An 11,916-nucleotide genomic window follows, 5' to 3' on the forward strand; every position below is an offset into this window, starting at 1 on the left:
GGAAGGTGGCCACATCCGGTCAATAAGTGATCACTTCTGTGAGGGACCGCACAGGAGTGATCTCGATCTCTACACTGCCCCGGTACGAGCCGCTTTGGGGCACTCGGCCGTCCGACCACGCCGTTCCATCAAGGGGGACCCATGGGCAGCAGCACCGTCCGACGCATCGCGGCCGCCGGAACCGCCTCCGGGGCCGTCCTGATCGGAACGCTGGCGGCGGCATCCGCGCCCGCGGCGGCCTCGCCCACGGCGGCGGCACCCGCGGCGGCACCCGCGGCGGTTCCGGCAGCGGTCCCCGCGGCGGCGCCCGCGCCAGGGGCGCCCTCGGTGACGATCCGGCCGAAGCGGTTCACGCCCGGCGACAACGTCACGGTGCTGATCAACGGCTGCGTGACCGAGCCGTCCGTGGGCGACCAGAACGAGACGTTCGTCAAGGGCGACCCGGCGCACTTCGACAAGACCGGCGCCGCGTCGTGGAGCGGGATCGCCTCGACGCTGCCGAGCCTGAAGCCGGGCAACTCCTACATCACCAAGTTCCGGTGCGCGACGGCGACCGGGCTGCGCACGCTCACGCTCTTCGTGACCGTCCCGGAGAAGACCACCACGCCGTCCCCGCCGCCCCCGCCCGGCAAGGGGCACGGCGGCGACGGCGGGTTCCACTTCGGCTTCGACGACGTGGACCTCTCCACCCGGACGGTCGTGCCCGGCGGGACGCTCGGCATGAAGGTGCACTGCCCGACCGAGGTGACCGCGACCTCCTCGTCCTTCGTCACGGACCCGCGGTTCAAGGAGACCGGCGAGGACATCTGGGAGGCGACGGCGACGTTCGAGAAGTCGCTGCCCTCGATCGTCCGCGTGACGATCACCTGCGCCGACTACGGCCACGTCGTCTTCAGCACCCGTCCGGGCAAGGACGAGGTGTCGCCCGGCCCGCAGATCCCGAAGGGCGCGCCCGAGACCGGCGACGGCAGCACCGCCGCGGGACGGCACGCCGACCGGGCGCCCCTGGTCGGCACCGGCGCCGCCGCGGTCGCCCTCGCGGGCGCCGGCTACGCCCTGCGCCGCCGCGCGACGAAGGCCCGGCCCTGACCGGCCCCCGCCCCCTCCCGTCCTCGCCCGCGCCCGGCCGCTCCACGCCCGGCCTCGTGGCGAACGGGCGCTCGCCCCATGGCCGCTCCACGCACGAGCGCTCAGCGCACGGCCGCTCCACGCACGGGCACTGTACGCACGGCGGCTTTGCGCGCGGGCGCTTTGCGCGCGGAGGCTTCACGCGCGGCCCCTTCACGCGCGGGCGCTTGAAGCATGGGCGCTTTGGGCGCGGGCGGTCGGTCGTGGCGGTCGTGGCGGTGCTGCTCGTCGCGGTGCTGGTGGGCGGGTGCGGCGGTGACGGGACGTACGCGGACGGGCCGACCGATCCCGGCGCGCGGCAGCAGGCCGGCACGGCCGGACCCGTGCGGTACGCGACGTCCTCGCTGCCGCGGTCCGAACCCGCGACGATCAGGATCCCGAAGCTCCGCGTGAGCGCGCCGGTCACCGGCCTCGGGCTCAAGCCGGACGGCACGATCGAGGTCCCGCCGCTCGACCGGCCCAACCTCGCGGGCTGGTGGAAGGACGGCCCGACGCCCGGCGAGAGGGGGCCGTCGGTGATCCTCGGGCACGTGGACGCGCGCGGCAAGGCCGCGGTGTTCAACCGGCTCGAGGACCTGCGCGAGGGCGATCGGGTGGAAGTCGTCCGCCGGGACGGCAGGACCGCCGTGTTCGCCGTCCAGCGGGTGGAGCGGGTCGCCAAGTCCGCCTTCCCGGGTGAGAAGATCTACGCGGAGGACCTGGACTACGCGGCCCTGCGCCTGGTGACCTGCGGCGGCGACTTCGACAGTGACACCGGTCACTACGTCGACAACGTCATCGCCTACACGCGGCTGGTGGAGAGCTGAACCATCCGCCCCTCCCGATCGTTGACCGGACGGCGGCAACCGCTGTCCCGGTGGACACCCACGCCTGCCGCGCCGGTTCGGATACCTTCGGCGAGGACGGGTACTCGCGGCGACCACACACGACGTCCGCCGCTTCCGCCGGAAGGACCCGGGCGGGGCGGGCACGGGAGGTGACCTGAGTGAGGGCGATCAGCGTCCAGCAGCCCTGGGCGTTCGCGATGGCGCGAGGCGGCAAGGACGTGTTCAACCAGGGCTCCCCCACGGCCTACCGGGGCCCGGTGCTCGTCTACGCCTCGCTCCGGGTGGACCTCGGCGCGTGCGACTCCCCGCTGATCCTCGCCGCCGGCTGGGATCCGGGCGACCCGCTCGCCACCGTCGGCGCGGTCATCGCGGTCGCCGGCCTCGACGACGTCTGCGACGCCGCCGTCGCGGGCGGGGCGTGCGACTGCGGCCCGTGGGCCGGCGCCGAGGCCTACCACTGGCGGCTGACGGGCGTGACCCCGCTCCCCCGTCCGGTGGTGGCGCTCGGCAAGGTCGGCCTCTGGGAGCCGTCCGCGACCCTGGTGACCGAGGTGCGCACGATGCTCGCGTCCCCCGCGCCCAGCCCCAGCCCCGGCTGACCGGGGGTCAGCCGGCGGGCCAGCCGCAGCCGCCGCAGAACTTCGCAGTGCCGAGGTCGGTGCCGCAGTTCGTGCAGAACTTCTTGTGCTCGGCGGACGCGGCGGCCAGCGCGTGCCCGCACTCGCGGCAGAACTTCCCGCCGCCCGTGTCGCCCCCGCAGGACGGGCAGCGCGCGGTCACCTGCTGCCGGTACTCGACCCCGGCCGTCCAGTCCTGCTGCCGGATCCGGTCGTCGAGCTGGTCGATCTGCGCCGCCGCCTGCATTCCGGCGATCTCCTGGTCGAGCTTGGGCGCGCAGCGCGTGCACAGGCCGCGCTCGTCGTTCCAGCAGATCGCCTTGCAGGACCAGTCGCCGCAGCGGTGGCACTGCACGAAGTTCGACGCCATCTGCTCGACGGCCTTGGCGAGCGCCCGGTCGCGGGTCCGGCCGCGCGTGGACGAGCGCAGCCACTGCGCGTCGAAGCCGAGCCGGGACGCCTTGTCCCCGGCCTCGCCGCCGACGAGCTCCCCGCCGAGTTGCAGCAGCCGTCCGCCGAAGCCGGTGACCGAGTGCTGGAACGGCGAGCTGTAGCCGTTGCCGCAGCGCTCGCAGAAGAACTCGAACTGGTAGCCCTCGTTGGTCGAGTGGTCCTGGTAGTTGTCGGTGAAGAACACCATGTCGGCCATGGCCGCCCCCCGTTACTCGTCGTACCCCCGGAGGGATTGTCACCTATGCGAGCGGGGGCGGATAAGCCTGTTTCGCATGGTGAGGCGTCCGGATGCGGTCAGGCTCCGGCGGACTCGGCGGCTTCCGCAGCCTCGGCGGCTTCGACGGCTTCGACGGCCTCGGCGGCTTGCGCGGCCTCGACGGCCTCGCGGAGTCGCGCCAGCTCGGCCGCGATGCGGTCGATGGGCCAGCTCGCGTTGAGACCGCTCGGGTTCGGGAGGACCCAGATCCGGGCCGGGCCGAGCGTATCGTCCTGGAGGCCGATCTGGGCCTTCGGGTGGCCGAACGCGGTGCGGTACGCGGTGACGCCCTGGACGGCGAGGAAGCGCGGACGGCGGCGCTCGACCAGTTCGGTGAGGCGCAGGCCCCCGGCGCGCAGCTCCTCGGCGGTGAGCTCGTCCGCGCGGGCGGTGGTGCGGGGCGCGAGGTTGGTGATGCCGAGGCCGAGCGCGCCCAGCTCGTCCTGCTCGGACGGGTGCAGCAGGCGCGGGGTGAAGCCGGACCGGTGCAGCGCGGGCCAGAAGCGGTTTCCGGGCCGGGCGAAATGGTGGCCGGTCGCGCCCGAGTACAGGCCGGGGTTGATCCCGGTGAACAGCACCCGGAGCGGGACGCCTTCGGGCGGCAGGACGTCCGGGATCAGCCGGTCGCGGGCGGCCTCCAGGTCGGCCTTCGTGGGACGGGGGGACGGGGACTTCGGCATCAGATCAGGTTATGCACGATCCGGATCGGATCATGCGGGTCAGATCAGGTTGCGGACGATCAGGACGGCCGCGGACACCGCGACCAGGCCCAGCACGGCCAGGCGCGTCCGGCCGCCGTCGAGGTAGCGGCGCAGCGGCCCGGCGGCGAAGAACCCGGCGGTCACGAACGGGGTGAGCGCGAGCCCGGCGACGAGCTGCCGCCCCGGCATCTGGTGGACGGCGACCAGGGTGATCAAGGAGATCAGCGTCCCGACGGTGAAGAAGATCGCGAGGGTGCCGCGCACCCTCGGCCCGCTCTCGCGCTGGTACAGCAGCGCGATCGGCGGCCCGCCGATCGCGGTCGCGGTGCCGCCGAGCCCGGCGAAGACCCCGGCGGCGGCGAGCGTGGCCGGATTGCGCGGGACAGAACCGGACGAAACGGTCACCGCGAGCGCGACGAGCACCAGCGAGCCCGCCGCGAGGCCCATCCCGCGCGCCGACAGGACGGCCACGACCCACACGCCGAGCGGCGTCCCGGCGAGCCGTCCGGCGAAGGCCCAGCCGAGCCCGCCGAGGTCGGCGTGCCGGACCTCGCGGACGAGCGTGAACATCGGCGTGACGGTGGCCGCGACGAGCAGCGCGCCGGGCATCAGGTCCGGGAACAGCAGCGCGACGACGGGCGTCGCGACCACGCCGACCCCGAACCCGATGCTGCTCTGCACGATCGCCCCGACGAGCACGGCGAGGCCGCCGACGACGAGGAACAGGGTGGACGGAAGCACGGTCTGGAACGCTACATCCACCAAGATCCGCCGCGCGTCCGGTTTACGGCTCCCCCGGTCCACGCGCCACCGGTTCGGCGCCCTTCAGGCGCCTGGTCCACGCGTTCCGGCTCACACGCTCCGGCTCACACGCTCCGGTTCACGCGTTCCGGTTCACGCGTTCCGGTTCACGCGGACGCCTCGTCCAGCCGCCGGGTCTCCTCGTCGGTCAGGACCAGATCGGCGACGCCCAGCAGGGCCGGGAGCTGCTCGACCGTGCGGGCGCTCGCGATCGGCGCGGCGACCGTCGGACGGCCCGCCAGCCAGGCCAGCGCGACCGTGGCGTGGGGCACGTTCCGCTCGGCGGCGACCGCGTCCAGCGCGGCGAGCACCTTCTGCCCGCGCTCGCTCTCCAGGTGCTTGGCCGCGCCCTCGGCGCGCGGGCTGTCCACCGTCTGCCCGGGACGGTACTTGCCGGTCAGGAACCCGGACGCGAGCGCGTAGTACGGGACGGCGGCGAGCCCGTGCCGCTGCGCGATCTCCATCCGCGGGCCCTCGTACTTGTCGCGCACGACCAGGTTGTAGTGCGGCTGGATCGCGACGTACTTGGCGAGGCCGTCCCGGTCGCTGGCGGCGAGGGACGCCTCCAGCCGCTCGGGCGAGATGTTCGAGACGGCGATCTCGCGCACCTTGCCCTCGCGCTTCAGGGCGTCCATGGCGCCGACGATGTCCTCCACCGGCACCGACTCGTCGTCGAAGTGCGTGTAGTAGAGGTCGATGTGGTCGGTCTGGAGGCGGCGCAGCGAGTCCTCGGCGGCGGCGCGGATGTTGGCGGGCGCCAGCCCCTTGTGCTCCGGATGCGTGGCGACCTTCGTCGCCACCACGACCCGGTCCCGGTTCCGCCGCGCGGACAACCACTCACCGATGATCGTCTCGGACTCGCCGCCGCGGTTGCCGGGCGCCCACGCGGAGTAGCCGTCGGCGGTGTCGACGAAGTTCCCGCCGCCGTCGAGATAGGCGTCGAGGACGGCGAACGAGGCGTCCCGGTCGGCCGTCCAGCCGAACACGTTGCCGCCCAGCGACAGCGGAAAGACGTCCAGGGATCCGATTCTCTTCGAGTCAGCCATATTTTGATCCAACCAAGGCCGCACTCGTCTGTTCCCGGGAGCCCCCCATGTCCGAGTCCGTCACCTCTCCCCCGGAGCGGGCCGGCGCCGAGCTGGCGATCAGCCCGGCCCGGCTCCAGGCCTTCAGCGACGGGGTGATCGCGATCGCCGCGACCCTGCTGATCCTGGACGTCCACCGCCCCGGACGGGACGAGCCCGTGTGGTCGGCGCTGCGGCACGAGTGGCCCGCGCTCGACTCCTACGCGGTGACGTTCCTGGTGATCGGGATCGCCTGGATCCACCACCACAACCTGTTCCACCGCGTCGCCCGGGTGGACCGGACGCTGCTGTTCCTCAACCTCGGGCTGCTCGCGACGGTCAGCTTCCTGCCGCTGCCGACGGCCACCCTCGGCGAGCACCTGACCCGCCCGCACGCCGCCGACGCGGCGGTGTTCTACGCGCTGTCCATGGCGGCCACGTCGGCCTGGTTCACGCTGTTCTGGCACCACCTGGCGCGCCATCCCGAGCTGATGCACGAGGCGGCGCGCGGGACGGCCGCCCGGGCGCGGCGGCAGTCCCTGCTCGGCCCGGCCGGCTACCTGGCCGCGGCGCTGGTCGCCCTGGCCAGCCCGGTCGGCGCGCTGGCGCTGAGCGCGCTGATCGTCCTGTACTTCGTGGTCGGACGCCGCAACCCGGCGTCCCGCACCCGGATCCAGGGCGTCCCGGACGGCTCCGGAGCGCCGGAGCCGCCGGGCGGCCGGGTCTGAGAACGGGTCAGGCGAGGGTGTCCAGGATCGGGATGACCTTGTCGGCGCGGGTCAGCGGGTTGACGAACGCCAGCCGCAGCACGCTGCGCCCCTCGAACTTCGTCGGGACGCAGAGGATCACGCCCTCCGCCGAGTTCCGGCGCGACCAGGCGGAGTACTGCTCCTCGGTCCAGCCGGGCCGCTCGAACAGCAGGACCGACAGATCCGGCTCCTGGAGCAGCCGCAGGTGGTCGGCGGCGCGGATGTGGTCGGCGACCCGCCGGGCGGTCGCGAGCGTCGTCTCGACCGCCTCGGTGTACCGGTCGGTGCCGTGCGTGGCCAGGCCGAACCAGAACGGCAGGCCGCGGGCGCGGCGGGTGAGCTGGACGGCGAGGTCGGCGGGGTTCCACTGCTCCCGGTCGATCTCGTCCAGGTAGCCGGCGTGCTGGGCGTGCGCGGCGCGGGCGTGGTGCGGCTCGCGGTAGATCAGCGCGCAGCAGTCGTAGGTGGAGAACAGCCACTTGTGCGGGTCCACGATGAAGCTGTCGGCGCGCTCGATGCCGCGGTACCTGTCCCGGACGGACGGGGCGGCGAGCCCGGCGCCGCCGTAGGCGCCGTCCACGTGCATCCAGGCGCCGAACTCGCGGCAGGCGTCGGCGACGCCGTCGAGCTCGTCGATGACGCCGCCGTTGGTCGTCCCGGCGGTGGCGACGACGGCGAACACGGTCCGGCCGGCATCCCGCTCGGCCCGGAGGACCTCGCGGAGCGCGGGGCCGGTGAGGCGGCCCCGGACGGTCGGGACCTCGACGACGTCGGCGTCCAGGAGCCGGACGGCCGACTTGATCGACGAGTGGGCCTCGGAGGTGCAGGCGAGCCGCCAGCCGCCCTCGGGGCGTCCGCCGAGCCGGCGCCGGGCGGTCTCGCGGGCGGTCGCGAGCGCCGACAGGTTGCCGGTCGTGCCGCCGGAGACGAACGTCCCGCCCGCCGTCCCGGGCCAGCCGAGCAGCTCCACCAGCCAGGCGAGGGCCTCGTTCTCGGCGTGGATCGCGCCCGCGCCGGTCTCCCACATGCCGCCGAAGACGTTCGCGGCGCTGACCACGCAGTCGAAGGCCATGGACGTCCGGGACGGCGCGGCGGCGATGTAGGCCAGGTTCATCGGGTCGTCCATCGCGCGGGTGGCGGGCAGCAGGACCTCCTCGACCACGCGCATCGCCTCGCGGGCGCCGATCCCGGACGGCGTCACGGTCTTCCCGGCCGCGTTGCGCAGTTCGGAGGCGGGGCGGGCCGTCGTCTTCGGGTCGCTGGAGCGCACCACCCGGTTCCGCGCCCAGTCCAGCAGCGCGTCCACCACGGCCGTCTCATCGCCCCACGGCGACCCGAGGGCCTGGTTCGCACCGTGATTCGCATGGCGGGCCATGCCACCTCCATCGCTGACACCCACTCATAACAAAAGCCACATACATCCTATGAGGCCACATACGCCTCGTTTGACCTCAAAGGAAAATCATCTGTTACGGGCGTCCGAAAATAACGGAACGGGCCGTCCCCGACTGGGGACGGCCCGTTCGCGGAGCGACGGGGCGGCGATGCGCTACTTGCGCAGCAGGTTGCGCAGCACGTACTGCATGATGCCGCCGTTGCGGTAGTAGTCGGCCTCGCCCGGGGTGTCGATCCGGACGACGGCGCGGAACTCCTTGCCGGCTCCGTGCGCGGCCGGATCCGTGGCCTTCACGGTCACCTCGCGCGGGGTCTCGCCCTCGTTGAGCTTCTCCACACCGGTGATCTCGAAGGTCTCGGTGCCGGTCAGGCCCAGCGACGCGGCGGACTCGCCCTCGGCGAACTGGAGCGGGAGCACGCCCATGCCGATCAGGTTCGAGCGGTGGATGCGCTCGTAGGACTCGGCGATGACGGCGCGGACGCCGAGCAGCGCGGTGCCCTTGGCCGCCCAGTCGCGGGACGAGCCGGAGCCGTACTCCTTGCCGGCGATCACGACGAGCGGGATGCCCTGCGCGGCGTAGTTCTGGGCCGCGTCGTAGATGAACGCCTGCGGCGCGCCCTCCTGCGTGAAGTCGCGGGTGTAGCCGCCCTCCACGCCGTCCAGCAGCTGGTTGCGCAGCCGGATGTTGGCGAACGTGCCGCGGATCATGACCTCGTGGTTGCCGCGGCGCGAGCCGTAGCTGTTGAAGTCGCGGACCTCGACGCCGTTCTCCTGGAGGTACTGCGCGGCGGGGGTGCCGACCTTGATCGAGCCCGCCGGGGAGATGTGGTCGGTGGTGACCGAGTCGCCCAGCTTGGCCAGCACGCGCGCGCCGGAGATGTCCGTGACCGGGGCCGGCTCCATGCCCATGCCGTCGAAGTACGGCGCCTTGCGGACGTAGGTGGAGTCGGCGTCCCACTCGAAGGTGCCGCCGGTCGGGATGTCGAGCCCGCGCCAGCGGTCGTCGCCCTTGAAGACGTCGGCGTAGGTGCGGACGTACATCTCCTGGCCGATGGACGACTCGACGATCTCGGCGACCTCCTCGGTGGAGGGCCAGATGTCCTTCAGGTAGACCGGCTTGCCCTCGGCGTCCTCGGCGATCGGGTCGTTGAGGATGTCGATGTCCATCGTCCCGGCGAGCGCGTAGGCGATGACCAGCGGCGGCGAGGCCAGGTAGTTCATCTTCACGTCGGGGCTGATGCGGCCCTCGAAGTTGCGGTTGCCGGACAGCACCGCGGTGACCGCGAGGTCGTTGTCGTTGATCGCCTTGGAGATCTCCGGCTGGAGCGGCCCGGTGTTGCCGATGCAGGTGGTGCAGCCGTAGCCGACCAGGTTGTAGCCGATCTTGTCGAGGTACGGGGTCAGGCCCGCGCGCTCGAGGTAGTCGGTGACGGCCTGGGAGCCGGGGGCGAGCGAGGTCTTGACCCACGGCTTGCGGGTCAGGCCGCGCTCGACGGCCTTCTTGGCGAGCAGGCCCGCGCCGACCATCACGTACGGGTTGGACGTGTTGGTGCAGGACGTGATCGCCGCGACCGCGACGACGCCGTGGTCGATGGTGAACTCGCTGCCGTCGTCCATCCGCACGTGCGTCGGACGGTGCGGACGGTCGCCGTTGGACTGCTCGGCCGGGGCGTCGGACGCCGGGAAGGACTCCAGGCCCGCCTCGTCCGCCTGCTTGACGTAGTTCTGCACGTCGCGGCGCCAGGTGTCCTTGGCGGCCGACAGGGAGATGCGGTCCTGCGGGCGCTTCGGGCCGGCCAGCGACGGGACGACCGTCGACAGGTCCAGCTCGAGGTACTCGGAGAACTCCGGCTCGACCGACGGGTCGAGCCACATGCCCTGCTCCTTGGCGTACGCCTCGACCAGCGCGATGTGCTCCTCGGAGCGGCCGGTCAGGCGCAGGTAGGACAGGGTCTGCTCGTCGATCGGGAAGATCGCGCAGGTGGAGCCGAACTCGGGGCTCATGTTGCCGATCGTGGCGCGGTTGGCCAGCGGCAGCTCGGCCACGCCCTCGCCGTAGAACTCGACGAACTTGCCGACCACGCCGTGCTTGCGCAGCATCTCGGTGACGGTCAGCACCAGGTCGGTGGCCGTGGTGCCGGCCGGGAGCTGGCCGGTCAGCTTGAAGCCGACCACCCGCGGGATCAGCATGGAGATCGGCTGGCCGAGCATCGCGGCCTCGGCCTCGATGCCGCCGACGCCCCAGCCGAGGACGCCGATGCCGTTCTCCATCGTGGTGTGCGAGTCGGTGCCGACGCAGGTGTCGGGGTAGGCGACGCCCTCGTTGTCGAACACCACGCGGGCCAGGTGCTCGATGTTCACCTGGTGCACGATGCCGGTGCCCGGCGGGACGACCTTGAACTGGTCGAACGCGGTCTGGCCCCAGCGCAGGAACTGGTAGCGCTCCTTGTTGCGCTCGTACTCGACCTGGACGTTGCGCTCGAACGCCTCGGGGCTGCCGAAGTAGTCGACGATGACCGAGTGGTCGATGACCATCTCGGCCGGCGCGAGCGGGTTGATCTTGGTCGGGTCGCCGCCGAGGTCGCGCACGGCCTCGCGCATGGTCGCCAGGTCCACCACGCAGGGCACGCCGGTGAAGTCCTGCATGATCACGCGGGCCGGGGTGAACTGGATCTCGTGGCTCGGCTGCGCCTTGCTGTCCCAGCCGGCCAGCGTGCGGACGTGGTCGGCGGTGACGTTGGCGCCGTCCTCGGTGCGCAGCAGGTTCTCCAGCAGCACCTTCAGGCTGTACGGGAGACGGGCCGAGCCCTCGACGGCGTCCAGCCGGTAGATCTCGTAGGACTTCTCGCCAACCCTCAGCTCGCTGCGGGCGCCGAAGCTGTTCGCGGACACGGACTCCTCCTCCGTCACCGCCGCGCGTCCGGTCCGGGACGCGACTGCGCGGCGAATTCACTGTTCGTCATGTGGGGCGGGGCCGCCGGGCCGGCGGCCGGCCGGTCGTGGAGCGCGACCGGGGCCGGTTTCGGGCCGGTCGGACGGGTGTTCGCCCCTCCCCGATCCTGCCGTACCCCGGAACCCGCTCGGGACTCGGGGCCGCCCAACTTCCGCCGATTTTCTCTCGACATCAAGCTATCTGGAATTTATCTCGACATCAACATACATTGCCGCGGCCCCGGAACGGGAACCGCGCTGGACCGCCGTACGTCTTCGATATATCGTTGGCGTATCGCGAGGGATCAAAGAGATCTCTCAGAAGGCGGTGGTGAAGATGGGATGGGGACACGGCTTCCGGACCCACGGCGGGCCGGGCGGCGGCCCCGGCGGCTGGCCGTTCGGCGGCGACCCCCGGTCCTGGGGGAACGCCGGCTTCTGGGGCGGCGGGGGGCCGTTCGGGCCCGGCGGGCCGCCCTGGAAGCGCGGCGGCTGGGGCGGTCCCGGCGGGCGCGCCCGCAAGGGCGACGTGCGGGCGGCGATCCTGGCGCTGCTCGCGGAGCAGCCGCGCAACGGCTACCAGGTGATCCAGGAGATCGGCGAGCGCAGCGGCGGCGCCTGGCGGCCGAGCCCCGGCGCGGTCTACCCCGCGCTCCAGCAGCTCGCCGACGAGGGCCTCGTCGCGTCCGAGGAGGACGGCGGCCGGCGCGTCTTCCGCCTGACCGACGAGGGCCGCGCGTACGCCGAGGAGCACGCCGACGAGCTGCGCGAGCCGTGGGCGCGGATGGCCCCCGAGTTCGGCGAGGGCGTCCCGGAACTGTTCAAGGCCGTCGCGGGCACCGGCGCGGCGGCGATGGAGGTGCTGCGCTCCGGCGGCCCCGACGGCGTCAACCGCGCCGTCGAGGTGCTCGCGACCGCGCGCCGCGACCTGTACCGCATCCTGGCCGAGGACGCCCCCGGCGCGTCCGGCCCCACCGACCCCGAGGAGTGACC

11 protein-coding genes are annotated in these 11,916 nt (G+C 72.7%); 5 read left to right on the forward strand and 6 right to left on the reverse strand.

Annotation, left to right across the window (positions count from 1 at the left end):
• The first annotated feature begins 141 nt into the window (after nt 1–141).
• The 3 genes from ACFPCY_RS31700 to ACFPCY_RS31710 all read left to right on the forward strand — a co-directional run bounded on the left by ACFPCY_RS31700 (nt 142) and on the right by ACFPCY_RS31710 (nt 2,554).
• Nucleotides 142–1,089, forward strand: a complete 948-nt coding sequence (locus ACFPCY_RS31700) for a hypothetical protein (protein WP_378261284.1) — start codon at nt 142–144, stop codon at nt 1,087–1,089.
• Nucleotides 1,090–1,331: 242 nt separating this feature from the next.
• On the forward strand, nt 1,332–1,934 hold the full coding sequence (locus tag ACFPCY_RS31705; protein WP_378261286.1) for a class F sortase: 603 nt from the start codon (nt 1,332–1,334) through the stop codon (nt 1,932–1,934).
• A 179-nt stretch (nt 1,935–2,113) separates the two neighbouring features.
• Complete coding sequence (locus ACFPCY_RS31710; protein ID WP_378261288.1) at nt 2,114–2,554, forward strand: ASCH domain-containing protein; 441 nt, start codon at nt 2,114–2,116, stop codon at nt 2,552–2,554.
• A gap of 7 nt (nt 2,555–2,561) precedes the next feature.
• Here the strand turns inward: ACFPCY_RS31710 and ACFPCY_RS31715 are convergent, their stop codons facing one another.
• The 4 genes from ACFPCY_RS31715 to ACFPCY_RS31730 all read right to left on the reverse strand — a co-directional run bounded on the left by ACFPCY_RS31715 (nt 2,562) and on the right by ACFPCY_RS31730 (nt 5,829).
• Nucleotides 2,562–3,221 carry a hypothetical protein gene (locus ACFPCY_RS31715; RefSeq protein WP_378261290.1) on the reverse strand — a complete coding sequence of 220 codons (660 nt, stop codon included), beginning with the start codon at nt 3,219–3,221 and terminating at the stop codon, nt 2,562–2,564.
• 98 nt (nt 3,222–3,319) lie between these two features.
• Entirely contained in the window at nt 3,320–3,961 is a 642-nt protein-coding gene (gene mug / locus ACFPCY_RS31720; protein WP_378261292.1) for a G/U mismatch-specific DNA glycosylase, read from the reverse strand.
• 39 nt (nt 3,962–4,000) lie between these two features.
• Complete coding sequence (locus ACFPCY_RS31725; RefSeq protein WP_378261294.1) at nt 4,001–4,723, reverse strand: sulfite exporter TauE/SafE family protein; 723 nt, start codon at nt 4,721–4,723, stop codon at nt 4,001–4,003.
• Between the two features lie 167 nt (nt 4,724–4,890).
• Nucleotides 4,891–5,829 carry an aldo/keto reductase gene (locus tag ACFPCY_RS31730; protein WP_378261296.1) on the reverse strand — a complete coding sequence of 313 codons (939 nt, stop codon included), beginning with the start codon at nt 5,827–5,829 and terminating at the stop codon, nt 4,891–4,893.
• Between the two features lie 47 nt (nt 5,830–5,876).
• On the opposite strand from ACFPCY_RS31730, the gene ACFPCY_RS31735 reads away from it, so the two are divergent.
• The gene (locus tag ACFPCY_RS31735; protein WP_378261298.1) at nt 5,877–6,575 is read left to right on the forward strand and encodes a TMEM175 family protein; all 699 of its coding nucleotides are present in this window, start codon (nt 5,877–5,879) and stop codon (nt 6,573–6,575) included.
• 7 nt (nt 6,576–6,582) lie between these two features.
• Here ACFPCY_RS31735 and ACFPCY_RS31740 read toward each other — a convergent pair whose 3' ends face one another.
• Both ACFPCY_RS31740 and acnA read right to left on the reverse strand, forming a co-directional pair.
• The gene (locus ACFPCY_RS31740) at nt 6,583–7,971 is read right to left on the reverse strand and encodes a pyridoxal phosphate-dependent decarboxylase family protein (protein ID WP_378261300.1); all 1,389 of its coding nucleotides are present in this window, start codon (nt 7,969–7,971) and stop codon (nt 6,583–6,585) included.
• 174 nt (nt 7,972–8,145) lie between these two features.
• On the reverse strand, nt 8,146–10,884 hold the full coding sequence (gene acnA, locus ACFPCY_RS31745) for an aconitate hydratase AcnA (protein WP_378261302.1): 2,739 nt from the start codon (nt 10,882–10,884) through the stop codon (nt 8,146–8,148).
• Between the two features lie 376 nt (nt 10,885–11,260).
• Here acnA and ACFPCY_RS31750 point away from each other — a divergent pair, with 376 nt between their 5' ends.
• Entirely contained in the window at nt 11,261–11,914 is a 654-nt protein-coding gene (locus ACFPCY_RS31750) for a PadR family transcriptional regulator (protein WP_378261304.1), read from the forward strand.
• The last annotated feature ends 2 nt before the right edge of the window (nt 11,915–11,916 follow it).

It is taken from the genome of Actinomadura gamaensis (assembly GCF_042652125.1).
GTDB classification, from domain to species: domain Bacteria; phylum Actinomycetota; class Actinomycetes; order Streptosporangiales; family Streptosporangiaceae; genus Spirillospora; species Spirillospora gamaensis.